Source organism: Aeromonas sp. RU39B, from assembly GCF_900156095.1.
Taxonomy (GTDB): Bacteria; Pseudomonadota; Gammaproteobacteria; order Enterobacterales; family Aeromonadaceae; genus Aeromonas.
The window spans coordinates 496,720-521,912 of record NZ_FTMJ01000001.1; the positions used below are offsets into that span (position 1 = coordinate 496,720).

Genomic DNA, 25,193 nt, shown 5'->3' on the forward strand with positions numbered 1-25,193 from the left:
CCATTTATTATCAATAAGCAATCATGCCTCTTAATTGATTAATCCCACTCATAAGTTCTATCAATCCGAGCCGGCTAATCAGCGCTCGATTTGGGCGATAAAGTAACCGCCATCACGCTTGCCGGTGGCAAGTCCCTCTATCGCTTTGGCATGAATCGTCCGGGCGCTTTTTATCGGAACTCCTTATGAATGCACTCAACCGTTCGGGCTTTAGTGCCCAGCAGTGGCGGGTATTGACCGTGATATTGGTCAGCTATCTGGTCATCTTGCTCGATACCTCCATCGTGATTACCGGTTTGCCCGAGATCCGCCAATCGCTGGGTTTTAGCGTGACCGGCCTCTCCTGGGTGCAAAATATTTACACCCTCTGCTTTGGCGGGCTGCTGATGCTGGGGGCGCGATTGGGCGATCTGCTGGGACGCAAACGCATGTACCTGCTCGGGCTGGCGTTGTTTGTGCTGGCCTCGCTGCTCATTGGCGCGGCCCAAAGCCCACAGTGGTTGCTGGCTGCCCGCGCCTTGCAAGGCATCGGGGCCGCTATTTTGGCGCCATCCACCCTGGCGCTGCTTTCCATCAATTTCTCAGAGGGACATGAGCGTACCCGGGCGCTGGCCTATTACGCAGCCACGGCAGGGATTGGCGCGACGTTGGGTCTGGTGCTGGGTGGGCTCTTTGCTGGCTGGCTCTCCTGGCGGGTGGGATTTTTTATCAATGTGCCGATTGGTATCGCCCTGCTGCTGACCTCGCGTTCGCTGCTGGTAGAGAGTGAACGCCACCGCGGCGCCTTCGATCTGCCCGGTGCGGTGCTTTCGACCGTCGGCACGGCGGCGCTGGTCTATGGCATCGAGCACGCCGCGACCGCAGGCTGGCAGGACAGTCAGACGCTGATTGCTGCGGCGAGCGGTGTGGCTCTGCTGGTATTGTTTGTGCTGGTCGAGCGGCGCAGCGCCCAGCCATTGCTGCCGCTTCGGCTGTTTAATAGCCGCGAGCGGGTGGGGGCGTACCTTGGCCGGATGCTGTTTCTTGGCGCCATGGTCAGCTTCTTTTTCTTTACCACCCAATTTATGCAAAACGTACTGGGCATGACGCCGGTGCAGGCCGGGATCGGGTTTATTCCGTTCACTGTGCCCACCTTTTTCTCCTCCATCATGGTGCCGAGATTAACGCGCCGTCTGGGTAACAGCGGCGTGTTGTTGCTGGCTCTGTTGCTGCTGGCGATCGGGATGTACCTACTCAGCCACTTAACCGCCGATGCTAAATATCTCTCGGGTCTGGCCTGGCCCATGCTGCTGCTTGGACTGGGCAATGGTGCGGCATTGGGGCCGCTGACCATCTCGGGCGTGGCAGGGGTTGAGGCGCGGGATGCTGGCGCAGCATCGGGGCTGGTCAATATGGCGCATCAACTGGGCGGCACCTTGGGACTTAGCATCATGGTGGTGGTGTTTGCTGCGGCGCACCAAAGCCAACTGGATGGCAAGGTATTGCTGGCGCATCAGCTCTCGGCCGGGTTTGCCGGCTGCTTGGTGGCGCTGCTGTTGGCCGCATTGGTCACGCTGCTGTGCAATCTGCTGCCAACGCAGAACAAGCCGACGTTGGCCGCGGCGCGCTAACTGCTCACCTATGACCGCAATGGTAAAAGGCATCGATCACCGCGATGCCTTTTGCCTATGGGGTTGCTGTTGGGTGCTGGTATTGCCCGGGATTACTTGCATAATCATGATGCATATCATGAGGAGAGCTCATCAATGGCCCGCGAGAATTACAACGATCTGATCGCCTTTCTGACCGTGGCCAGAGAGGGGAGTTTTACCCGCGCGGCGGCTCAGATGGGGCTCTCCCAGTCGGCACTCAGTCACACCATTCGTGGCTTGGAAGAGCGTCTTGGGATTCGCTTACTCACTCGCACTACCCGCAGCGTCTCGGTGACTGAGGCCGGTGAGCGACTGCTTACCACTCTGGGTCCGCACTTTCAGGAGATAGATGATGAGCTTGCGGCGCTGAGCGAACTGAAAGACAAGCCGGCTGGCACCATTCGCATCACAACCGCCGAGCATGCCGCCGATATGTTTCTCTGGCCAAAACTCTCGCAACTGGCCATCGACTACCCGGATGTGCGCATCGAAATCAATGTTAACTACGGTCTGACCGATATCGTGGCGCAAAAATTTGATGCCGGTGTCCGGCTTGGGGATCAGGTGGAAAAGGACATGATAGCGGTGCGCATCAGCCCTGACTTGAAGATGGTCGTGGTGGGGGCGCCGGCCTATTTTGCTCGTTACCCGGTCCCGCAGACGCCGCGCGATCTGGCCAATCAAAATTGCATTAACCTGCGTCTGCCCACCCATGACAGCCTGCTGAGCTGGGAATTTGTGCAGCAGGGCAGTTGGCTTAAAGCCCATGTGGCCGGCCAGTGGGTGTTTAATACTGGCTCGGCCATTTTGCGCGCTGCGCTCACTGGCGCGGGATTGGCTTATCTGCCGCTCGACGCAGTTGCCCCATACCTTGCCGGTGGCCAGTTGATTGCGGTGCTTGAGAGCTGGAGCCCTACCTTTCCCGGTTATCACCTCTATTACCCAAGTCGCCGCCAGTCATCGCCGGCATTTCGTCTGCTGGTTGAGGCGCTGCGCATCACCTAGCCTTGCGCTATCAGCAAGGCAAGGGCGGTGTTAAAGCCCTGCCAATACAGTGCGGGCTCGCAGCGCTGTATCGCCGCCCACCTGCTCGGTCAATATCTGCACCAGTTGCTGTAGCTGCTGGTGATTCAGACCGGTATTGATGCTGATCAACAGGTGTGAGCGCAGCTGCGACTCGGCGCCGGCGATGGCGCTTAGCATCGCCACCGTCGCCACTTCACGGCTCTGCCAATCGAGGTTGTCACGCTCGAAAATATCACCAAACAGGTGGGTCTTTAAAAAGGTGTCGATGGCGGGCGCAAATTCAAACAGCGGGCCGCTGACCGGCTGGCCGACCAGCCTGGTCTGGTTGGCGCTGCCGCGCGCCAATAGATCATCCCCGAGCGGCGCCGGATGGCTGGGGGCTGGCCCCTCAAGGTCTTGGATTCCACGCTCTGCTCGCTTGGGTAAAAGCGCCATCAGCGTTGCCAATGCGTTGATGCTGCGGGGAAATCCAGCATAGGCATAAAGTTGCACCAGCACTTCTTTGGCCGTACTGACACTCATACCGGCATCAAGCCCCTGCTCCAGGGCGTGAGCCAGTTTGCGCTGATCGCCGGCGGCGGCGAAGGCTGCAATCGGAATGATGGCTTGCTGTATCAAAGGCAGGTCGCGCTGTTCACTGTGGTGGGTCATCAAGCTGGCTCCTGATAGATGATAAATGGCTGGCGTGCCTGCCATCTGCCGGGCAGGCACGCCGCGAATGTCTCAGATCACGCGGCCTTCCACCGGATAACCGGGATCGGTGTAACCGGGTGTGGAGGTGTGTCCGGGCGGGACCAGCGAGTTGATAAATGCCTCGTCTTCGGCAGTGAGTTGCAGCGCGAGCGCATTCATGTAGCTATCCCAGTGTGCCTCGGTACGCGGCCCGGCAATGGTTGCACTCACCAAGCGGTTTTTAAGCACCCAGGCCAGAGCGAACGCCACCGAGGTGGTACCGCGCTCTGCCGCATAGTTGGCGATCTGTCGGGCGATATGCAGGGATTCGGGGCGCCACTCGGTCTGCATGATGCGTCGATCGCCTCGTCCAACGCGACTGTCTGCAGGTGGCGGCGTATCCACCGCGTATTTCCCCGACAACACGCCGCGCGCCAGCGGGCTGTAAGACACAACGCCAAGACCATAGTGGCCGGCTGCCGGGAGTTGTTCCCGCTCGGCGCTGCGATCAACGATGTTATAAAGCGGCTCGCTGGCCACCGGGCGCTCGATACCCAGTTGGTCGGCCAGACGCACCACCTCGGCAATGCGCCAGCCATGGAAGTTAGAGAGGCCAAAGTAACGGACCTTGCCCTGGCGGATCAGATCCCCTATCGCACGAACGCCCTCTTCCAGTTGTAATCCCGGGATGGCGCGGTGGAAGTAGAGCAGATCGAGATAGTCCGTCCCAAGGCGCTTGAGGCTGGCTTCAACCGACTGGTAAATCCATTTGCGCGAGACACCTTGCTGGTTCGGGCCAGCATTGGGGGAGGCCGGGAAACCAAACTTGGTGGCGACCACCCAGCGATCACGGTCAGCGGCGATGGCTTGCCCGACAATCTCTTCAGAACGTCCGGCATGGTAGACATCGGCGGTATCGATAAAGTTGATTCCCTGCTCGCCGGCTTTGGCGATGATGCGCTGTGAGGTGGCTACATCGGTTTCGCCACCAAACATCATGGCGCCAAGACACAGGGGGGACACTTGCAGGGCGCTGCGCCCCAGATAGCGGTAATTCATAGCGAATCTCTCAGACAGTGAGGCGACATAGTGAAAGCGCGTAGCGCTCCTTCGTGATGGGCAACACTATAAAAGTTGGCTAAATTGTGCGGTAGATAGAAAAATCCGCATGCTCTTGTGCAATTAATTCACCAATGTGGCCGCAAACTAGGCGCCGCAAACAGCAAGGCAAGGCGCTATGGCGAAAGAGAATCTCAATGATCTGCAGGCATTTGTGGTGGTGGCGCGCGAGCGCAGCTTTACCCGGGCGGCAGCGCAGCTCGGCGTATCGCGCTCGGCCTTAAGTCATAGTATGCAGGCGCTGGAGGCGCGACTTGGCGTGCGCTTGCTGGCGCGAACAACCCGCAGTGTGTCCACCACCGAAGCGGGTGCCCGCCTGCTGGATGTGGTGGCATCGCGGCTCGATGAAATCGAGCAAGAGCTGGGCGCACTCAGTGACATGCGTGATAAACCGGCGGGAGTCGTGCGTATCACGGCGCAAGATCATGCCATCTCCACCGTGCTCTGGCCCAGATTACAGCCCCTCTTGGCAGAATATCCCGATATCCAGGTTGAGCTGAGTGTCGATTACGGTCTGATTGATATTGCGGCGCAGCGCTTTGATGCCGGCGTGCGATTGGGCGATCGGGTGGATAAAGATATGATCGCGGTGCGCATCTCCCCGGATATTCGTATGGCGATCGTCGGTTCACCCGCTTATTTGGCAAGCCGAAATGTGCCGACAACACCGCAGGATTTGACGGCGCACAGCTGTATCAATTTGCGTCTGCCCACCCACGGCGCTTTATATGCTTGGGAGTGTGAAAACGCTCAGCAGCAGATCAATGTGCGAGTGCACGGGCAAACCATTTTCAATAACAGCTATCTGATGTTGCAAGCCGCGCTCGATAGTGCCGGGCTCGCATTTTTACCACTCGACATGGTTCAGCCCCACGTTGCCAGTGGGCAACTGCTCCCCGTACTGGAAAACTGGTGGCCAGTATTTCCCGGTTATCATCTCTACTACACCAGCCGTCGCCAGCTTCCACCGGCCATGGCGCTGGTTATCGAACGGCTGCGTGAGGGGAGCGCCGCTAAGCGTGATGGTAGTAGGTAAGGTGTCGCTACTGGGTAGAACAATACGTTCACTCAGATGATCCATTCTTGGCGGGACGCTGATAGGAAGGGTTGCTGCATACTGGGTTATGTATATTACGACAAATCAGTTGTCAGCGTCGGATAATATGAATAAGTATGGTCAGTAGTTACTTTGGGAAAGTATATATAGCTGCTATGGAACAACCTAATAACGAGTGTGACTCGCTTCTTGTTGCAGTAACAGAGGGACATAGCTGCGGATGGTTTAATCGTGATGTAAATCTAACTAATATTTACTTATCAATGATCTGAACGAAGAGAAAGGTCAGAAAAATGTTCTGCTGCATGGTTAGCGCTGTGGTTTTCCAATAACCACCGATACATACCATCGGTGCTCAGCAAACCCGTTACGTTTTTCCATGTGGTGCGTTTCTTGTTGTCAGTGCTTAAACAGGCTGAATAGCATATCCACTTATTACTGTTAGGGGCAGTGTGCTTTGAAACGCATAAGTCGCTGTCGATATTAAATAGCATAGATTTCCTTTTTTTATGAATATTCTCGGGCAAAGATCACTCCCTGCCCTAGCGTTATTAGGCAACAACGCTTACGTTTACTGCATTTTCGCCTCTTGGCGACTTTTCAGTGATGAAGCTGACGCGCTGACCATCGAAAAGACTCTTATGACCATCGCCCTGAATAGCACTAAAGTGTACAAAAAGATCTTTGCCACCATGATCAGGTGTAATGAAGCCGTAGCCTTTATCAGCGTTGAACCATTTGACGGAGCCAGTTGTCTTGGACATGTAGAAACCTTAAAAAAGATTGATAGCTATTGTGTAGCTATGGATATAACAGGTTGGAGAAACTCAAGAGGATTCACAAGGATGTGAACACAGGGGAGGGCTGCTACTTGTTACTGAACATTCAGGATAATGTGAATGTTTGACTAAAGTACGTTGTTGGTAAATAAAAAGCAACACATTTTTTAAAATAACGCATATTGATGATTTCTATGTAACGTCACCTATAGCTCGGTATTTTTAGTCAAAAAAATGACTATTAATGCATTTTAAGCATTTACCTAGATTATGCTGAGCCGCCCACCTGTTTGAGAGAACCCTTCTAGGGAGATCGCTTCAAAAGTCAGGCGCTACTGACTGAATTAGCATTGCTGGCGAACATGGTCTGCGTCGAGCTTAATCCGGTGCGCGTCAAGGTGGCGAAGCGGTTAGAGGGGAGTGATGACACCAGCACCAGCCTGCTGCGGGGTCATTACACGGTAGCCGACCCGGCTGTGCGTAACACAGTTGATTTGCAGATAACAGCGCTTTTCCTGCCTGTCACTGCTGGTGATACATACTTCTCGGGTGTAACCAACAAGCTATCTCGATAGCACTGGGCCTTGTCTAAAATGCTAGGTCCCCCGTTTGTGTTGAGAGGATGGTGAAGACTCTAATAAGAAAGGCCGACTATTGGTCGACCTTTCTCATTTGCTTTAGGGCATCAACTGATAGCTTCTACGGCAGTTTTCCCTGCGATTCGACCGAATGTAAAGATATCAGCCAACGCGTTCCCACCTAGGCGGTTACCGGCATGGATCCCTCCGGCAACTTCACCTGCCGCATACAAATTCTTGATGGGCTGATTATTTTCATCCAGAACTCTGGCGAACGTATCAATCTTCAACCCCCCCATTGTATGGTGAACTGCTGGTTGCCTTGGCGTTGCATAGAAAGGTGCTTTTTCAACCTTCAAGCTAAACGTGTCCTTGTGGAATTCAGGATCTTCACCTGCCTCGACATAACTATTGTATCGGCTAATGGTATTCACCAATACATCTGGGGCTATCCCTACTTTGACTGCCAATTCTTCAAGCGTGTCGGCTCTGAAGACGGTCCCAGCTTCAACTTGACGATCAATTTTTTCCTGACTCGTGTTCGCTGCAGTTTTCTTGATCTCATCATCTGCAATCAGATAGAAGAGACCACCTTCAGCCAGTGCTGCTTTTGTCAATACATCACGGCCGGCGAATTCGTTGACGAAACGCTTACCCTGTTTATTCACCATCACGAAGTTCTCGGGCGGTACTTGCAGACCACTGAACAGTTCGCCTGTAATCGGGTCGGCGACGGGCATCATTTGTGTAAAGCCCATACCGGTTAAGCCAGCACCCACTGATTGACCAAGCAAAATACCATCGCCGGTCATCGCATAGGAGTTGGTTGTCTTTATGTCGTCAGCAATGTAGTTCCAGTAGGTGTTGTACTGTTTTAGCATCTTGGTGTTGGCACCAAACCCACCACTGGCCAGAACCACGGCTTTCGCGCGAACAGTGATCTTCTGTCCATTTACACCAGTGGCAACCACACCTTTGATTTCGCCATTTTCAAGCAGAAACTCTTTGGCTGGGCTATCCGTTAGAATGGTGCCGGACATCCTTTCGATATATTCTTTTAAAGCAACGATGAAGGCAGTGCCATATTTTTTTACCGGTTTATGGCCACGCCGCCATAGCGCACCGACGGGAGCAAATACGATAGATTTATCGTATTCAACACCGATTTCCTCAAGCCATTTAACGCTCTCTAGGGCTTGGTCAGTTAAGATCTTCACCAAGTCATATTGACCGTAGATACTGTTACCCTGCAGGTCTGTGCGTTTACCACCGAAATAGGTTTGCATCCGGTGAAGTAACGGAGAGTCAAATAGGTATCCTTTGTTATGGCCAAAGAGAGCTTGGTACGATGAAAATTCGTCTTTCAATGCTCTGAAATCGCCTAGGTATTCAGGATGAATCTCACTTTCAGGGGTGCCCAATAGCGCTTCGATGGTATGCCTTTCACCCGGGTTTTCTTGAAAAGTTCTCTGCCAGTCGGGGTCTGCGGCATTGATCGGGCCACCAGTGCGGATGGTATTACCACCAACAGCCGGATATTTTTCTAATATAATGGCACGTTTGCCTTGTTGTAACACTGTCGCCGCTGCACTCAAGCCAGCCCCGCCGCCGCCAATCACAACCACGTCACAGGTATATTCTTCATCGCCGTGATTCAAACTACTCGCTGGTTTCGGGCGTCGCCTTAAAATGTCAGGGTTGACACCGGCTAGTTTCACCGCTTTGGCAACACCATCAAGCACCGCATGACTTGTTTCAGATGCGCCGGATAGGGCGTCCACATTCAGCGTCTGACCCTCTATGATTTTGTCAGGGATCCGGACAAAGACGACATCAGCCAGACCTTCTGTCTCGCCTGCGGTATCAATATTGATGCTTTCAATTTTCTTCTCGCTAAAGGCGACCTTCATCGGTAGCGCACCGCCATGACCTAATGCATGAACTTCATAGGTGCCAGGAGTGAAAGAAAAATCCTCTTCTTCATTTAACTGATTCGAAATTTTGGCGAATCGCATGAAGCGCAAGAAGCATCTTTCCAAAAAGTCGATTGTACCTTCACTACTTAAACGACCATTTTCGTCAAACGCCTTATGGGCATTACCAAGTAAGAATTCATAGCCGGGCATGACGTTTGCGTTCACGCCAGGCGCATCCAGTATTTGGCGTAGGTGTAACTGCGCGCGAGAAGAGCCTTGAGCATCGATGGATGCGCCTAGGATCATTACCGGCTTGCCATCGAAAGGGTGAAGCTCGTAACTAAGCCATTCGAGTAAGCTTTTTAAGCTAGATGGAATTGAATGATTGTATTCTGGTGTCGCAATAATGACACCGTCACTTTCCACTATTTTATTGTGAATAGCCAATAGCAGCGGATGATTTGAGGGCAGGTCTTGGTTAAACATCGGAATACCAACAATTTCTAGCAGTTCAATGCTGGCTTTGTCGTTAAAATGCGTTTGCATAAACTGGAGCAGTGTCCGGTTGTAAGAGCTTGGCGACGTGGTTCCGACGAGCGCTGTAAATTTCATACCTTCATGCCTCCTGAGTTTGCCAAACGTATTTTTTATTTCTTTTGATAGTCGTTTTTTCTAATAAAAGTTTGCATATAAGCTCAGTGAAAAGAACGAACTCTCTAAAAATTTCATCCAGTTCAGCAAGCTTGTCTTGGTAGACCAGAATGCCATCAGCGTTGAATGCAGCTTGTGATTTTCCGAGCAAAAATTCACTAGCCGGCATCAAACGAGCCGACAATTCTGGAGAATCAAGAATTTGGCGAAGGTGCGCTTGGGCGCGTGAGGACCCCAATGCCCCATGGGACGCTCCGACAATCAAAACGGGCTTGTCAATAAGTGCCTGGCTAGTATAGCTAATCCATTCCAGTGCACTTTTTAAAACGGCAGGAATGGCATGATCATATTCTGGTGTCGCGATAATAACACCATCGGCTAGGCGTATTTTTTCAGAAAGAGTCGCAACTTCCTCGGGAATCTGATGTTCATTGGCCTCATAAAAAGCTGGAAGTTCCATTACTTCAAATAACTCTATGTTGGCACTTTTCTCAAAGCGCCTCTTCATAAATTGTAGTAGCATGCGGTTTGTTGATACACGAGAGTTGGTACCAACTATTGCTAAGTAGTTCATACTGAGTAGTTCCTATGCCATAATTGCTGTAATGAAATTTTTGGTGTTGTAGCATAGAATAAAAAAATTATCCAATAGGTAAATATTTCATTGTTATAAGTGATTTGTTATGATGTGTAAATCGAACGATTGGTAAGGGCTAGATAATGGCAGGTCAGCAACACCAAAATATACGCTATTACATTGATGCATTGTTGCGATTCAGTAACTACAGCAGGGCTGCTGACGCTCTTTATATATCTCAACCATATTTAACTCAGGTTATTAAACGTATTGAAAATGAGTTGAATTGTCAGGTTGTAAATCGCAATGAACTACCCTATCGCCTCACTGAAGCAGGCAAGGTTTATTATGATTATCTCGTTTCCCTCGAGACGGTTTACTCTAATATGCGCCGGCAGATTTCGTCTATTACGGATATGGAAAAAACGACAGTAAAAATTGGCATCTTACCCAGTATCGGCACTTATCTGATTCCTCTTTTTATGCCAAAGTTTATGATGCGCTATCCCACATGTCGAATAGAACTGATGGAGGATATTCCAGAGAGGAATGAAAAAAGGCTATTAAAGAATGAGGTGGATTTTTGGATTGGGCAGAATTCAAGTAGTATTGAACCAACGCTTTGTGCTGTTTCTTGGGGTAAACATCGATACTATGCGGTGATACCAAAATCATGTGAGTATTACCAAACGGATGTCGGTTATATCTCTTCAGGAACTATTCCAATAGAGAAGTTATTGCAGCAGAAGTTGGTGCTGACGGCAAAGGGTTCTGCTATCAGAATGCAGGTTGATAACTTACTGGGTATTTATAAGATAAAGCCAGATATCATTTTGGAAAGTAGTGAAATAGCTACTGTTAAAAATGTTGCCATGGCTGGTGTGGGTCTTACATTTGTTCCTGAAAGTCTTTCGATTGTGCCGTGTCCATCAATGTATAACATTTATGAATTGCCGACTGACCAGTTGAACCTGGATTATTTTATCGCGTACAACAGCAATAGGAAGCTATCAGAGATTGATGCAGGTCTGCTTGATGCATTTTTACGCTATAAAGACACAGAAAAATTCGCATGCCATGAATAGGAACATCTATGAACGAAACCACGCAAGTGATAAGCCTCATGGGTACCAAGATTCGGCTCTATTTTAAAGGCGACCAAGCAGAAATATGGCTGGCAGAGGCATGTGAACGACTGAGGCATTACGAGCACGTATTTAGTGCGAATAGTGAGTTATCACAGTTGGCTGATTTGAAAAAAACAGCGTTTAAACAACCGGTTGTTGTGGCACATGAGCTATATGAATTAATAAGAATTGGAAGAAGTCACAGTTTAGAGCCTAATGCTTTTATAAATATCGCTATCGGTCCTTTAATCAAATTGTGGAAAGTCGGCTTTGCCGAGGCGAGAGTGCCTTATCAGCAAGAAATTAACCAAGTTCTGAGATTGTTAAAGCCCGATAATATCATATTAAATGATGAGGCTAAATCGGTGTTTTTTACTAGAGAGGGAATGGAAATCGACTTAGGCTCCATCGCTAAAGGCTACTTTAGCGATAAGGTAATGGCCTTTTTCAAGTCAAAGCATCCTGTTTCCGCTATGATTGATATTGGTGGTAACTTGCTGGTATATGGTGAGTCACCAAAAGGGAAACAAGATTGGGATGTCGGTATTCAGAATCCTTTTTTGCCAAGAGGTCACAGTGTTGCCAAGGTAAAAATAAGAAATCAGTCCATCGTTACCTCTGGTATTTATGAAAGAACCTTCGCGCATGATGGCAATCAATACCACCATATCTTTGATAGTCGTACCGGCTATCCGGTAGATAATAATGTGGCATCCTTAACTATTATTTCTGATAGTTCCTTGGATGGGGATATATACACGACAAAATTGTTTGGGTTAGATCCAAGAGGGATTTTAGCAGAGGTGAATAAAATCGATGGAATGGAAGCAATAGTGGTGACCGTGGATGGCCAACTAGCAATGACCTCAAACCTGAGAGATAAGATAACGCTCGCTTAGGCATAGGCCAGTAACATTCAGATTCTACTTCAGCATGATCACAACCTGTACCCCATCACCGTGATGGGCGTTTCATTCATATGCATGTTGTTAAACAGCCAGAGTGAATCTTCATACAACGCTATAGCAGGTCAGAGTGGGTACCTAAAGCTATAAAAGCGCAAAGGGTCAGCATCATTACAATGCTGGCCCTTTGCCTTATCTGGTGCCGGTAATAGGAGTCGAACCTACGACCTTCGCATTACGAATGCGCTGCTCTACCAACTGAGCTATACCGGCTCGACCTCAGATGATAGGAAAAAACCATTTCCAGTCAACGGCTTGTTGAAAAAAACTTGCGCCGGATTGGTTTTGGCGTTTTTTTGGGCGGCCTGTTGTGTTGGTATCAAGCGCCGTGGCGCAAAACGGCGAACTCTTCGATGACCGGGTGGCCGCGTCGCTCGAGGAAGCTGAGCAGGGCATCGGGGCTGCGCGCCAGCAGGCGCTCTTCGGGGAAGCCGGCCTCTGTGACCAGTCGGTGGCAGTGTTCAAAATCCCCGAGGCTAAAAGCCACATGAGAGTCAGAGCCAAACGCCAGCCAGGCGCCAAGATCGCGGGCCGCTTCGACAATCGCGCGGCAGTTTGACTCGCTGCCTTTGCGTGAGTGCATAAAGGAGGAGTTATTGACCTCAAGCGCTACTTGATGCTCGGCAGCGGCGCGCACCACGGCTTCGATATCGATGGGGAAGGCGGGGTTGCCCGGATGGCTGATGATATCGACACGGCCGCTCTTGATGGTATTGATCATGGCGCGGGTATGGGTCTCTTTGTCTTTGGGCGGAAAGACCGGCTCGTGGAAACCGGCTAACACCAGATCGAGCCCACCCAGATGGTTATCGAGAAAGTCGATATCACCCGCCTCGCTTTTGATGTTGGCTTCGATGCCGCGCAGGATCCCCACGCCATCCACGATACGGGGTAGCACTTTGAGATTGACGAAGTGCCAGTAGTGGGGGGCATCGGCCATCGCCGGGCCATGGTCGGTGGTGGCAAACAGCACGATGCCCTTGGCTTTGGCGACAGGAAGATAGTCGTGGATCGTGCTGTAGGCGTGGGTGCTGGCAACGGTGTGCGTATGAGTGTCGACCGAATACTTCATGCGGGCTCCTCCTGGGCAGACAAACAGGATAACAAATCACCGACCGGGCGGCCACGCTGATGCCAAAAGCTGTCTCGCGCGGTGAATAGCAGATGAAATAATTGAATTTCCATTCAGTTATAAATTGATTTTTCGTTTCAGCTGTGTCTATAACGGGCCTTGATGTTGCGGGATAGCGGAGGTCGACGTTGCAGCAGGTACGCTGTTATTTATTGGGGGAAAGGGCGGTTGTGCTGGAGGTTAGCCCACCGGCAACCCTGCCGGTGCAGCAGAAAATCTGGGCGCTGGCCGAGCGTTTTCTGCACACCCCCGAGGTCGAAGATGTTGTTCCCGGCATGAATAATCTTACCCTGATTTTGCACGCTGGCTGTGGCGATCCTCTGCGCTGGATCAAGGCGCTGGAGCACGCCTGGCAGCAGGTTGACAGCCTGGCGCATACCGCTCGTGAAGTGCTTATCCCGGTTATTTATGGGGGAGATGCCGGTCCCGATCTGGCTGACGTAGCCCGCCATACCGGCCTGACGGAACGTGAAGTGGTGGCGCGCCATAGCGGCGCCAGTTACGTGGTCTATTTTCTCGGTTTTCTGCCGGGCTTTCCTTACATGGGGGGATTACCGCCCGAGCTGACCACGCCGCGACGCGCCGAACCTCGGGTAGCGGTGCCGGCAGGGGCGGTCGGAATTGGGGGCAGTCAGACCGGCATCTATCCTCTTGCGTCCCCTGGCGGTTGGCAACTGATTGGTCGCACCCCGCTGCCGTTGTTTAATCCGGCAGAGACGGCAACAGGCTCGGGGCCCACGTTGCTGCGCCCGGGCGATCGGGTGCGCTTTGTGCCGCAACCGGAGGGCCTATGCTGACGGTGCTTCGTAGCGGTATGCAGACCTCGGTGCAAGATCTTGGTCGCCCCGGTTATCGGGCGCTCGGGATTGGCCTTGGCGGCGCGCTGGATCGCGCTGCGCTGCGCCTAGCCAACCTGCTGGTTGGCAATGACCCATCGGCGGCGGGCCTTGAGATCGTGCTCGGCCAGTTTCAGGCGCGCTTCGAGGCGCCTTGTTGGCTGGCGCTCACCGGTGCTGATGCCACCGCAACCCTTGATGGGCAGTCGCTCTCGGTCGGTTGGTGTTACCCGGTGCGAGCTGGCCAGCAGTTGAAACTGGGCAGCGTTGCCACCGGGATGCGCAGTTATCTGGCGGTGAGCGGCGGCATTGCAGCGGCGCCAATTCTTGGCTCGCGCAGCACCGATCTCAAGGCCGGTTTTGGCGGCGGCGCGGGGCGCGCGCTGCAAAGCGGTGATGTGCTGCCCTTTGGCGAGGCCGGGAGGCTGCCGCGCTGGATCCGCGGTGTGCGTCCGTTGCCATTTAATCATAGGGTGCGTGCGCTGCCGGGCCCTGAGTTTGACGAATTTGATGAGCACTCCCGCCACCACTTCTGGCAACACTCTTGGCAGGTCTCCCCGCAGAGTAACCGCATGGGATATCGCCTGCAGGGGAGCACGCCGCTTGCCATGAGCGCGCCGCGCGAGATGCTCTCGCACGGGTTGCTGCCCGGTGTGGTGCAGGTGCCGCCAGCCGGTCAGCCGATTGTGCTGCTGGCCGATGCCCAGACCACCGGCGGTTATCCGCGCATCGCCTGCGTGATTGATGCCGATCTCGACCATTTGGCGCAGCTGCGCCCCGGTCAAACCATCCACTTTATTCCCTGCACTCAGGATGAGGCGCTGCGCGCTGCCGCTTTGCAGGCGCGCTATTTCGCCCGCATCACGGAGAGACTCGATGAAGATTGATTTAAACGCCGATCTGGGCGAAGGCAGCCCCCATGATGAGGCGCTGCTGCAACTGGTGAGCTCGGCCAATATCGCCTGCGGTTTTCACGCCGGTGACGCGAGCACGATGCGCCAGTCGGTGCGTTGGGCACTGCAATATGGCGTTGCCATCGGTGCGCACCCCAGCTTCCCGGATCGGGAGAACTTTGGCCGCAGCGCCATGAACCTGCCGGCTGATACCGTCTATGCGCAGACCCTCTATCAGGTGGGGGCCCTGGCGGCGATTGCCAAGGCCGAAGGCGGGGCGCTGCATCACGTCAAACCCCACGGCATGCTCTATAACCAGGCTGCCCGCGAGCCGGCACTGGCCGAGGCGATTGCCCACGCCGTGCGGGCGCAGGACTCAAATCTGGTTCTGGTCGGTCTGGCTGGCAGCGAACTTATCCGCGCCGGCAAGGCCGCAGGACTTGCTACCCGCGAAGAGGTGTTTGCCGATCGCGGTTATCAAGCCGATGGCTCGCTGGTGCCGCGCAGCCAACCCGGCGCCCTGCTCGATTCGGACGAGGCGGCGCTGGCGCAATCGCTTGAGATGGTGCTACGCCAACGGGTGCAAGCCATCACGGGTGAGTGGGTGGCCCTGCGCGCAGACACCCTCTGCCTGCATGGCGATGGGCCTCACGCGCTGGCCTATGCGCAGGCACTACGCGACCGGTTTGCCCAAGAGGGCATCGAGGTCAGTTTTCGCTGATGGTTTTTTAATTCAAGGAAGGAACTCTGATGGAACAGGCAGTTAATCTCTGGCCACTGCTCGGCATTGCCGTGATTGTGGCAGGCTTCATATTGCGTTTTAACCCCGTGCTGGTCGTCACCGTGGCCGGCATCGTTACCGGTCTGGCGGCCAGCATGTCGCTTGCCACCATTTTGGAAAAGCTGGGGGAGGGGTTTCTGGCGACCCGTAACCTGCCACTGGTACTGCTGTTGCCGCTGGCGGTCATCGGCCTGCTGGAGCGCCACGGGCTCAAAGAGCGGGCGCAAGGCTGGATTGCCAATATCCAGAGCGCCACGGCTGGCCGTTTGTTGATTGTCTATCTGCTGGTACGCGAGCTTTCGGCGGCGCTTGGGCTCACGAGCCTGGGGGGCCACCCGCAGATGGTGCGTCCGCTGCTGGCGCCGATGGCTGAAGGGGCGGCGCAAAGCAAGCTTGGGGCGCTCTCCGAGCCGCTGCGCTACCGGTTGCGCGCGATGGCTGCAGCGACCGATAACGTCGGCCTCTTTTTTGGTGAGGATATTTTCGTCGCTTTTGGCGCCATCCTCTTTATGCAGAACTTCCTGCAATCGTCGGCTGGCCTGCATGTGGAGCCGCTGCACATTGCCCTGTGGGGGATCCCGACGGCTATCTGCGCGTTCATCATCCATGCCACCCGTCTTTATCTGCTGGATCGCTCACTCGGTGTGGTGCCCCAGCCGGTCGAGGCGACCGCCAAGATGGCTGGCAAAGGAGGGCAGGCATAATGTTTCAGCAAAGCTATCTCTATTTTCTGGCCGGCGCCGTGCTCCTGTGCGTGGCGTTTTTCTCCCTGCGTGATCGCGCCAATCCCCGTCGGGTCACCACGGCGCTGTTTTGGGGGCTCTATGGCGCGGTGTTCTTAGTCGGCCCCTGGTGCGCTAATCTGCTCGCCAGCACGCCGGAGGATGTGGCCACGGCCCAGCGCACGGTCAATATCGCGGTGGGCGTGCTGGTGGTGCTGATGGCGCTACTGGCTGGCTGCGGTGGTGTGCGCTTGGGCTCTTATCATCAGCGCAGCCCTGAAGAGCGCAGCGCCAGTGCCCGCCGTCTGGGTAACCGTCTGTTTGTGCCGGCGCTACTGATCCCGGTCGTGACCATGTGTGGCGTGCTGCTGTTTAACAATCTGCCGGCGCTGGAGAGCAGCGTATTTGGTGCCGGTGGTAAGCACGGGCCGCTTATCACACTCTTTTCCATGACCATCGGTTGCCTGCTGGCGCTGGCCATGGCGGTGAAGATGACCCATGAAAAGCCGCTGCAACCGATTCAGGAGGCGCGCCGCCTGATGGACTCCATCGGCTGGGCGTTTATCCTGCCGCAGATCCTGGCAACCCTCGGTTTGATGTTTACCAGTGCCGGTGTTGGTCAGGCCATTTCCTATCTGACCGAGCACTATTTGGCGGTTGATCACCGCTTTGTGGCGGTGGCCGTCTACGCCATCGGCATGGCGCTGCTGACCATGCTGATGGGGAACGCCTTTGCGGCCTTCCCGATTGTGACGGCCGGGATTGGTGTGCCCATCCTGATTGTGCAGCATGGCGGCGATCCGGCTGTAATGGCGGCGATCGGCATGTTTTCCGGCTATTGCGGCACCCTGATGACGCCGATGGCGGCCAACTTCAACATCGTGCCGGCGGCACTGCTCGAGTTGCCCGACAAAAATGCCGTGATTAAGGCGCAGCTCCCGACTGCCATACCGCTGTTGGCCGTTAACGTGCTGCTGCTCTATTTCCTGATGTACCGCTAGGAGGAAGCATGCGTACTGTACTGGTGACCGGATTTGAACCCTTTGGCGGCGAGTCCATTAACCCCTCCTGGGAGGCGGTTAATACCTTACAGGGAATGGAGATTGCCGGCGCGCGTATTGAAACCTGCCAGCTGCCCTGCGTGTTCGGGCAGGCGCTGGAAGTGCTGGGCGAGGCGATCGAGCGCCATGCTCCTATCCTGGTGTTGTCGGTGGGACAGGCGGGAGGGCGCACTGATCTGAGCCTCGAGCGCGTGGCAATTAACGTCGATGACGCGCGCATTGCCGATAACCGGGGGGCGCAGCCTATCGATAAGCCAGTGGTAGCCGGGGGACCGGCTGCCTACTTTGCCACCCTGCCGGTCAAGGCGATGCTGCGTGATATCAAGGCAGCAGGGCTGCCGGCATCGCTGTCGAACACAGCCGGCACCTTTGTCTGCAACCACGTGATGTATGGCCTGCTGCACCGACTGGCTGGCAGCGAGGTGCGCGGCGGCTTTTTGCATATTCCCTATCTGCCAGAGCAGGCAGCGCGTCTTGGTAATGTGCCCAGCATGTCGCTTGAGTCGGTCACGCAAGGGCTCAAGGTCATGCTGCATACCGCGCTGACGGTCACGGACGACTGTGAATTGGGGGCGGGGACGACCCACTGAGGGTAAATTTCGGATAAAAAAATGCCCAACGAACACAGGGAAGTTGGGCAAAGACTAGTGCTTAATTGCAGTGGCATAGATATAGACCGCGACTATTTGGGAAAGTTCAAAAAAAACATTTCGGCAATCTCATTAACATCTTCTTGACATGGTTGGTGGTGAAACGTACTTTTTAAACATTCGTTTAAGAGGGCGTGGCCGTGAGCAAGAACGACACCAAAAATCGCATTCTGGATGCCGCCGAAGTGCTCTTTGCCGAGCGTGGTTTTTCCGATACATCGTTGCGCCTGATCACGGGCGAAGCCGAGGTCAATCTGGCCTCGGTCAATTACCATTTTGGCTCCAAAAAAGAGCTGATCCAGGCGGTGCTGGATCGCTATCTGGTGCTGTTTATGCCGCGCCTTGATGAGCGGCTGCAGGCGCTGCTGCTTCGCAGCAATCTCACGCTCATCGAGGTGTTTGATGCCTTTGTCGAGCCGCTCTTGTCGTTAACTGAAGTGCGCTACAACGGTCCGACCCTGTTTATGCAACTGCTTGGCCGTGGCTACATGGACAGTCAGGGCCACCTGCGCCGTTTTATTACCACCCACTATGGCGGCGTGATGGGGCGCATCACCAAGGCTATCTCCAAGGCCTATCCCGAACTCTCGGCAGTCGATCTCTTCTGGCGTCTTCACTTCACCCTCGGCACTGCTGTGTTCACCATGGCCTCGGCCGATGCCCTGCGCGATATCGCCCGCGCCGATTTTGGTCAACAGCTCGATGTGGAAGAGCTGATCCGTAGCGTTATCCCCTACCTGGCGTCCGGTGTCGGCGCGCCAGCAACCCCGGCCCAGCTGCGGCTGGCCGGACAATAACTACAAGATGTCAATGGAACTGTGAAATAGAAGGAATTGCATAATGACCACACTGCTAATCCTGCTGGTCCTGGCGCTCGCCGCCGTGGTGGGCCTGCCGTCCCTGCGCAAGAGATACGTGACCCGCCCGGTATTTGGCGTGTTCAAGCGAATACTGCCACCGCTCTCGGCCACCGAGCGCGAGGCCATGGAAGCCGGCTCCGTCTGGTGGGATGGCGAGTTGTTTCGCGGCAAGCCCGACTGGAAAAAACTGCATGGCTACGGCAAGGCCGAGCTCTCTGCTGAAGAGCAGGCGTTTGTCGATAACCAGGTCGAGACGTTGCTCGGTATGATTGACGATTTCAAAATCGTTAATGAAACCAAAGAGCAGCCCGAAGAGGTCTGGGATTATCTGAAGAAGGAGGGCTTCTTCTCCCTGATTATTCCAAAGAGTTACGGCGGCCGCGAATTTTCGGCCATCGCCAACTCCACCATCGTCACCCGCATCGCCACCAAGAGCCTGAGCGTAGCCGTCACCGTCATGGTGCCTAACTCGCTCGGCCCGGGTGAGCTGTTGATGCACTACGGCACCGAAGATCAGAAAAACTTCTGGCTGCCGGGGCTGGCATCCGGCAAAGAAGTGCCCTGCTTTGCCCTGACCGGTCCGGAAGCCGGCTCCGATGCTGGCTCCATCCCGGATAAGGGGATTGTCTGCAAGGGCGAGTTCCTGGGTAAAGAGGTGGTCGGTATTCGCCTGAACTGGAACAAGCGCTACATCACACTGGCGCCGCGTGCCACTGTGCTCGGTCTGGCCTTCAAGCTCTATGACCCCGAGCACCTGATGGGGGATAAAGAGGAGCTTGGCATCACCTGCGCCCTGATCCCGACCAGCCATCCCGGTGTGCGCGTTGGCGATCGCCACTTCCCGATGGGGTTGGCGTTTTTAAACGGCCCGACCTTTGGTAAGGATGTGTTTATTCCGCTGGACTGGATCATCGGTGGCCCGACTTACGCTGGTCGCGGCTGGCGCATGCTGGTGGAGTGCCTGTCGGCTGGTCGCGGCATCTCGCTGCCGGCACTGGGCACCGCGTGTGGTCACATGACCAGTCGCACCACCAGTGCTTATGCCTATGTGCGCAAGCAGTTTGGTCTCTCTATCGGTCGCTTCGAGGGTATTGAGGAAGCGCTGGCCCGTATCGGCGGTTTGACTTATCAACTGGAAGGCGCTCGCCGCATGACGGCCGGGGCGCTGGACTTGGGTCAGGCTCCGGCGATTGTCACTGCTATCTCCAAGTACCACATGACCGAGATGGCGCGTCAGGTGATGGACGACTCCATGGATATTCATGCCGGTCGCGCCATTCAGCTTGGGCCGAAGAACTATACCGGTTATGCCTACATGGGGATCCCGGTGGCGATCACCGTAGAAGGGGCCAACATCCTGACTCGTAACCTGATGATCTTTGGTCAGGGCGCTACCCGTTGCCATCCTTACGTGTTTGATGAGCTGGAAGCGGCTGCTGATCCGGATGTGGAGCGCGGACTGGAGAAATTCGACGCACTGCTGATGAAGCACCTGGCTTTCGGTGCCGGCAACTTCTTTGGTGCCCTGTTCCAAGGGGTCACGCTCGGGCAATTCAACACAGCGCCTGTCGCTGGTGAAACCGCCCGCTACTACAAGCAGCTTAGCCGCATGAGTAAGGCGCTGGCCTTGTGCGCCGACATTTCAATGCTGATGCTGGGCGGGGATCTCAAGCGTAAAGAGATGATCTCGGCGCGCCTTGGCGATGTGCTGAGCCACCTCTATCTGGCCTCGGCCACCCTCAAGCACTACGAAGATCAGGGCCGCATGGTGTCGGATCTGCCGTTCGTTCAATACGCGGTAGAGCGTAACCTCTATCTGATTGGCAAGGCACTGGAAGGCTTCTTCCAGAACTTCCCGAACAAGGTGGTGGGTCTGCTGCTCAAGCGTGTCGTGTTCCCGTTTGGTATCGGCTACAAGATGCCGGCTGATCATCGCTGCCATGCCATTTGCGAGGCGATGATGAAGCCCGGTGATCTGCGCGATCGTCTGACTGCCCTGTGCTATGTGGGCAAGGATGACAAGGATCCAGTCGGTTTGATTGAGCGGGCCTTCCTGGCCATGGTGGCCGTGCAGCCTTACGAGAAGAAGCTGGCGCAGGCGCAGAAAGAGGGGCGCCTGCCGCGCAAACTGCCGTTTGCCGACCTGCTGGTGGCAGCGCTGGAGAAAGGCGTGCTGAACCAGGAAGAGATCACTCGCCTCAAGGAGGCCGATGCCCTGCGTTACGAGGCTATCCAGGTGGATCACTTCGAGCCGGGTGTGCTCGAAGGGGTGAGCCATCCATCGCCGCGACTGCACGACGCGGCATGACCCGCACGGGTTAATCCCATCAGCAGAAACAAAAAGAGCGCCGGGTGGCGCTCTTTTTCATGAGGACGGCTTAGTCGACCATCATCACCTTGCAGGTGTTGGTGCTGCCGACGGTTTCCATCTTGTCACCGTGGGTCAGCAGGATCATGTCGCCAGTTTGCAGCAGACCCTTTAGCTTGAGCACGTCGAGCGCTGCGCGGCACACTTCATGAACCGGCTTGGTCTCGTCACCGTGGAACTCGACCGGGGTCACGCCGCGATAGAGGTTGGTCCAGGCCAGAGTCCGGGCATGGGGAGAGAGCGCGAAGATAGGCAGGCCGGAGCTGATGCGCGACATCAACAGCGGCGTAGTGCCTGACTCGGTCAGCGCCACGATAGCCTTGACCCCTTGCAGGTGGTTGGCGGCATACATGGTCGACATGGCGATGGTCTCTTCCACCGAGGTGAAGGTGTAGTTCATGCGGTGGTTGGAGACGTTGATGCTCGGGTGCTTTTCGGCGCCGACGCAAACGCCCGCCATGGCCATCACGGTCTCGATGGGGAAGTTACCGGCGGCAGTCTCGGCAGAGAGCATCACCGCATCGGTGCCGTCGAGCACGGCGTTGGCCACGTCCATCACTTCGGCGCGGGTCGGCAGCGGGGCGTTGATCATCGACTCCATCATCTGGGTCGCGGTGATCACCACGCGGTTGAGACGGCGGGAGAAACGGATCAGCTTCTTTTGTACGCCGACCAGCTCCGGATCGCCGATCTCGACGCCGAGATCGCCCCGGGCCACCATGACGGCATCGGCGCCAAGAATGATGTCTTCCATCGCTTCGTCGGTGGCGACGGTTTCGGCGCGCTCAACCTTGGCCACGATCTTGGCATCACAGCCTGCTTCACGGGCCAGTTCACGGGCATAACGCAGATCGTCGCCACTGCGCGGGAACGAGACAGCCAGATAATCCACGCCGATACGGGCGGCCGTCTTGATGTCTTCCTTGTCCTTGTCGGTCAGGGCCGGGGCGGAGAGACCGCCACCTTTCTTGTTGATGCCCTTGTTGTTCGACAGCGGACCGGCCACGGTCACTTCGGTATAGATGCGGGTGCCTTCGACGCGCTCAACGCGCAATTGCACACGGCCATCGTCGAGCAGCAGGATGTCGCCCTGCACCACGTCACGGGGCAGCTCTTTGTAGTCGATGCCGACTTGCTCTTGGGTGCCTTCACCCTTGCCGAGCGCTGAATCGAGCACGAATTTGTCGCCGATGGCGAGATAAATCTTGCCGTCCTTGAAGGTAGAAACACGGATCTTGGGGCCTTGCAGATCACCGAGAATGGCTACGTGGCGACCCTGCTTGGCGGCGATTTCCCGAACCCGGTTGGCCCGCGCGATATGATCCTCGGCGGTTCCGTGGGAAAAGTTCATCCGCACCATGTCGGCGCCGGCCTGAATGATCCCCTCGAGGATACCCTCGCGATCGGTGGCCGGACCCAGGGTGGTCACGATTTTAGTACGTCTTGGCATGAGAAAACTCCATTACGATGACAAACTGTGCGCATCCGTTGCCGCCATGTGGCGACCTGTGGGGCACTACCATACACCATGATGGAGCGCACAAAAATGATGACAGGGGCCAAGGCCCCTGTCTGGTGATGTTATGAAGAGAGGCTGGTTTCGAAGCGTGAATCGCGCAGTCCCTCTTTGACTTTCTTTAGGTTCTCCCTGAATTTCATGCCGCGGCGCAGGGTAAAACCGGTGGCCAGCACGTCAATGAGTGCCAGCTGGGCGATGCGCGATGCCATCGGCATGTAGACATCGGTATCTTCCGGTACGTCCATCGAGAGTACCAGATTGCATTCGCGGGCCAGCGGGGAGTCTTTGGCGGTCATGCCAATGACAGTGGCATCATTTTCGCGGGCCAGCGCCGCGATCTCGACCAGCGCCTTGGTGCGGCCGGTGTGAGAGATCAGCACCACCACATCCCCTTGGGCGCTGTTGATGCAGCTCATGCGCATCATGACAATATCGTCAAAGCAAACCACCGGGATGTTGAAGCGGAAGAATTTGTTCTGGGCATCGTGGGCCACGGCGCTGGAAGCACCAAGACCAAAGAAACTGATTTTGTTGGCCTGGGTCAGGATATCGACGCTGCGATTGATCGCGGCGGTGTCCAGGCTGTTTTTGGCGGCATCGAGGCAGGCCATTGTCGATTCAAAAATCTTGGAGGTGTAAGCATCCGGGCCATCTTCGGCTTCAACATGGCGATTTACATAAGGCGTGCCGTTGGCCAGGCTCTGGGCGAGGTGCAGTTTGAAGTCAGGAAAGCCCTTGGTATCGAGACGGCGGCAGAAGCGGTTGACGGTCGGTTCGCTCACATCGGCCATCTTGGCCAGGGCGGCAATGCTGGAGTGAATGGCGGTTTGCGGAGCGGCCAGGATAACTTCCGCGACCTTACGTTCTGACTTACTGAAACTTTCCAAATTTTTGGTAATTTTCTCTAACGTGTTCATCATCACCACCAGGTTTTTTGTAATTTAGCTTCAGTGTCATTGCACTGATTTGTTGCATATTCACATGTTTCCGTTGTCTCTGGACTATAGCTGACAAGCAGTTATGCGCCCTAATGGGGAGTCTGTAAAGTATGACAGATGTCTAAAATTTTCTTTCACTCATGAATAAGACCTTTTTGAAGCTTAGTTTAGTTACAAATGTAGCAAACTAACGACATCGTGACTGAATGCACGTTTGTGCGCCATGTCGCGCCACGTCTGGCTCCGACAGGATAGAATGGGCAACAAAAGAGGGCGGGGCCCACCTCGCCACATGTCATGAAGTAACGAAGGAGAAGTTCATGCTGCAAACCCATGCCCTGGTGGGCGATGTGGGCGGAACCAACGCCCGTCTGGCCTTGTGCGAGTTGTCCAGTGGCCAGATCAGCCATGCCAAGACATTTGCCGGCGCCGAGCACCCCAGCCTTGAAGCGGTGATCCGCCACTATCTGGCCGAGCTTGACATCACCGTCAGCCAGGCCTGTATTGCCATTGCGTGCCCGGTGCAGGGTGACTGGGTCGCCATGACCAATCACAGCTGGGAGTTTTCCATCAGTGAGATGCGCCAGAACCTGGGGCTGGAGCAGCTGCATGTCATCAATGATTTTACCGCCGTCTCCATGGCCATTCCGGTTCTCTCTGCGGCCGATCGCATTCAAATTGGCGGCGAAGCGGCGCAGCCTGGCAAACCGATCGCCATCTACGGTGCCGGTACGGGACTCGGTGTGGCGCATCTGCTGCCAGCCAATGGCCAGTGGCTGAGCCTGCCGGGCGAAGGGGGACACGTCGATTTTGCTGCCAACAGCGAAGAAGAAGACGCGGTGCTGCAGGTGATGCGTGGTGAGCTGGGTCATGTGTCGGCCGAGCGCTTCCTCTCGGGCCCGGGTCTGGTCAATCTCTATCGTGGTCTGGTCAAGGCCGATGGCCGTGAACCGCTGCCGCTGGCGCCAAAAGACATCACCGAACGTGCGCTGGCGGACAGCTGCATCGATTGCCGTCGTACCTTGAGCCTGTTTTGCGTTCTGATGGGCCGTTTTGCCGGTAACCTGGCGCTGAACATGGGGACTTTCGGCGGCGTCTATATTGCCGGTGGCATCGTGCCGCGCTTCCAGCAGTTCTTCCTCTCCTCGGGTTTTCGGGTGGCGTTTGAGGACAAGGGGCGCTTCAAGGCTTATCTCGAATCGATCCCGGTGTTTTTGATCACTCACGAAGGGCCTGGTCTGCTGGGGGCGGGTGCCTATCTGCGCCAGGCGCTCGGCTATCAACTTGGCTGATTAAGCGTGAGTTAAGTAAACAATTGATAAGGTGATGACGCAC

Annotated in this window: 22 protein-coding genes and 1 tRNA gene; 14 read left to right on the forward strand and 9 right to left on the reverse strand. The window is 55.2% G+C overall.

The window, feature by feature from the left end:
- Window positions 1-185: 185 nt before the first annotated feature.
- Window positions 186-1,610, forward strand: coding sequence for an MFS transporter (locus tag BW958_RS02180; protein ID WP_076573848.1), 1,425 nt, complete (start codon window positions 186-188; stop codon window positions 1,608-1,610).
- A gap of 135 nt (window positions 1,611-1,745) precedes the next feature.
- On the forward strand, window positions 1,746-2,636 hold the full coding sequence (locus tag BW958_RS02185; protein WP_076573850.1) for a LysR family transcriptional regulator: 891 nt from the start codon (window positions 1,746-1,748) through the stop codon (window positions 2,634-2,636).
- 30 nt (window positions 2,637-2,666) lie between these two features.
- Here BW958_RS02185 and BW958_RS02190 read toward each other — a convergent pair whose 3' ends face one another.
- Together BW958_RS02190 and BW958_RS02195 are read right to left on the reverse strand one after the other, a co-directional pair.
- The gene (locus BW958_RS02190) at window positions 2,667-3,308 is read right to left on the reverse strand and encodes a carboxymuconolactone decarboxylase family protein (RefSeq protein WP_076573852.1); all 642 of its coding nucleotides are present in this window, start codon (window positions 3,306-3,308) and stop codon (window positions 2,667-2,669) included.
- A gap of 72 nt (window positions 3,309-3,380) precedes the next feature.
- On the reverse strand, window positions 3,381-4,388 hold the full coding sequence (locus tag BW958_RS02195; protein WP_076573854.1) for an aldo/keto reductase: 1,008 nt from the start codon (window positions 4,386-4,388) through the stop codon (window positions 3,381-3,383).
- A 178-nt stretch (window positions 4,389-4,566) separates the two neighbouring features.
- On the opposite strand from BW958_RS02195, the gene BW958_RS02200 reads away from it, so the two are divergent.
- A complete protein-coding gene (locus BW958_RS02200; RefSeq protein WP_076573856.1) occupies window positions 4,567-5,484 on the forward strand; it encodes a LysR family transcriptional regulator in 918 nt (305 codons plus the stop codon).
- Between the two features lie 572 nt (window positions 5,485-6,056).
- Here the strand turns inward: BW958_RS02200 and BW958_RS02205 are convergent.
- The 3 genes from BW958_RS02205 to BW958_RS02220 all read right to left on the reverse strand — a co-directional run bounded on the left by BW958_RS02205 (window position 6,057) and on the right by BW958_RS02220 (window position 10,003).
- Window positions 6,057-6,269, reverse strand: coding sequence for a cold-shock protein (locus BW958_RS02205; protein WP_076573858.1), 213 nt, complete (start codon window positions 6,267-6,269; stop codon window positions 6,057-6,059).
- 700 nt (window positions 6,270-6,969) lie between these two features.
- Window positions 6,970-9,390, reverse strand: a complete 2,421-nt coding sequence (locus tag BW958_RS02215; RefSeq protein WP_076573862.1) for a flavocytochrome c — start codon at window positions 9,388-9,390, stop codon at window positions 6,970-6,972.
- A 4-nt stretch (window positions 9,391-9,394) separates the two neighbouring features.
- Window positions 9,395-10,003 (reverse strand): NADPH-dependent FMN reductase, encoded by a 609-nt coding sequence (locus BW958_RS02220; protein ID WP_076573864.1) that lies wholly within the window; start codon window positions 10,001-10,003, stop codon window positions 9,395-9,397.
- Between the two features lie 146 nt (window positions 10,004-10,149).
- Here BW958_RS02220 and BW958_RS02225 point away from each other — a divergent pair, with 146 nt between their 5' ends.
- On the forward strand, window positions 10,150-11,091 hold the full coding sequence (locus tag BW958_RS02225) for a LysR family transcriptional regulator (RefSeq protein ID WP_076573866.1): 942 nt from the start codon (window positions 10,150-10,152) through the stop codon (window positions 11,089-11,091).
- A gap of 8 nt (window positions 11,092-11,099) precedes the next feature.
- Entirely contained in the window at window positions 11,100-12,032 is a 933-nt protein-coding gene (locus tag BW958_RS02230; protein WP_076573867.1) for an FAD:protein FMN transferase, read from the forward strand.
- Window positions 12,033-12,235: 203 nt separating this feature from the next.
- Here the strand turns inward: BW958_RS02230 and BW958_RS02235 are convergent.
- Window positions 12,236-12,311: transfer RNA gene (locus BW958_RS02235), tRNA-Thr, on the reverse strand.
- 106 nt (window positions 12,312-12,417) lie between these two features.
- Window positions 12,418-13,170, reverse strand: a complete 753-nt coding sequence (locus tag BW958_RS02240) for a phosphatase (protein WP_076573869.1) — start codon at window positions 13,168-13,170, stop codon at window positions 12,418-12,420.
- A 212-nt stretch (window positions 13,171-13,382) separates the two neighbouring features.
- On the opposite strand from BW958_RS02240, the gene pxpB reads away from it, so the two are divergent.
- The 8 genes from pxpB to BW958_RS02280 all read left to right on the forward strand — a co-directional run bounded on the left by pxpB (window position 13,383) and on the right by BW958_RS02280 (window position 21,341).
- Entirely contained in the window at window positions 13,383-14,027 is a 645-nt protein-coding gene (pxpB, locus tag BW958_RS02245; protein WP_076574109.1) for a 5-oxoprolinase subunit PxpB, read from the forward strand.
- Complete coding sequence (locus BW958_RS02250; protein ID WP_076573871.1) at window positions 14,021-14,953, forward strand: 5-oxoprolinase subunit C family protein; 933 nt, start codon at window positions 14,021-14,023, stop codon at window positions 14,951-14,953. The genes pxpB and BW958_RS02250 overlap by 7 nt, the downstream gene beginning before the upstream one ends.
- Window positions 14,943-15,680: a 5-oxoprolinase subunit PxpA gene (gene pxpA, locus BW958_RS02255; RefSeq protein ID WP_076573873.1), complete on the forward strand. Its 738-nt coding sequence runs from the start codon at window positions 14,943-14,945 to the stop codon at window positions 15,678-15,680. The genes BW958_RS02250 and pxpA overlap by 11 nt, the downstream gene beginning before the upstream one ends.
- Window positions 15,681-15,709: 29 nt before the next feature.
- The gene (locus tag BW958_RS02260; protein ID WP_076573875.1) at window positions 15,710-16,444 is read left to right on the forward strand and encodes a DUF969 domain-containing protein; all 735 of its coding nucleotides are present in this window, start codon (window positions 15,710-15,712) and stop codon (window positions 16,442-16,444) included.
- A complete protein-coding gene (locus BW958_RS02265; protein WP_218641725.1) occupies window positions 16,444-17,463 on the forward strand; it encodes a DUF979 domain-containing protein in 1,020 nt (339 codons plus the stop codon). The genes BW958_RS02260 and BW958_RS02265 overlap by 1 nt, the downstream gene beginning before the upstream one ends.
- Window positions 17,464-17,471: 8 nt before the next feature.
- The gene (gene pcp / locus BW958_RS02270; protein WP_076573876.1) at window positions 17,472-18,113 is read left to right on the forward strand and encodes a pyroglutamyl-peptidase I; all 642 of its coding nucleotides are present in this window, start codon (window positions 17,472-17,474) and stop codon (window positions 18,111-18,113) included.
- 200 nt (window positions 18,114-18,313) lie between these two features.
- Complete coding sequence (locus BW958_RS02275; protein WP_076573878.1) at window positions 18,314-18,970, forward strand: TetR family transcriptional repressor PsrA; 657 nt, start codon at window positions 18,314-18,316, stop codon at window positions 18,968-18,970.
- A gap of 43 nt (window positions 18,971-19,013) precedes the next feature.
- Window positions 19,014-21,341 (forward strand): acyl-CoA dehydrogenase, encoded by a 2,328-nt coding sequence (locus tag BW958_RS02280; RefSeq protein ID WP_076573880.1) that lies wholly within the window; start codon window positions 19,014-19,016, stop codon window positions 21,339-21,341.
- A gap of 70 nt (window positions 21,342-21,411) precedes the next feature.
- Here BW958_RS02280 and pyk read toward each other — a convergent pair whose 3' ends face one another.
- Both pyk and BW958_RS02290 read right to left on the reverse strand, forming a co-directional pair.
- Window positions 21,412-22,851, reverse strand: coding sequence for a pyruvate kinase (gene pyk, locus BW958_RS02285; RefSeq protein ID WP_076573882.1), 1,440 nt, complete (start codon window positions 22,849-22,851; stop codon window positions 21,412-21,414).
- Between the two features lie 131 nt (window positions 22,852-22,982).
- Window positions 22,983-23,840: a MurR/RpiR family transcriptional regulator gene (locus BW958_RS02290; RefSeq protein ID WP_076573884.1), complete on the reverse strand. Its 858-nt coding sequence runs from the start codon at window positions 23,838-23,840 to the stop codon at window positions 22,983-22,985.
- Window positions 23,841-24,109: 269 nt separating this feature from the next.
- Here BW958_RS02290 and glk point away from each other — a divergent pair, with 269 nt between their 5' ends.
- Window positions 24,110-25,150 carry a glucokinase gene (gene glk, locus BW958_RS02295; protein ID WP_256701794.1) on the forward strand — a complete coding sequence of 347 codons (1,041 nt, stop codon included), beginning with the start codon at window positions 24,110-24,112 and terminating at the stop codon, window positions 25,148-25,150.
- Window positions 25,151-25,193 lie beyond the last annotated feature (43 nt).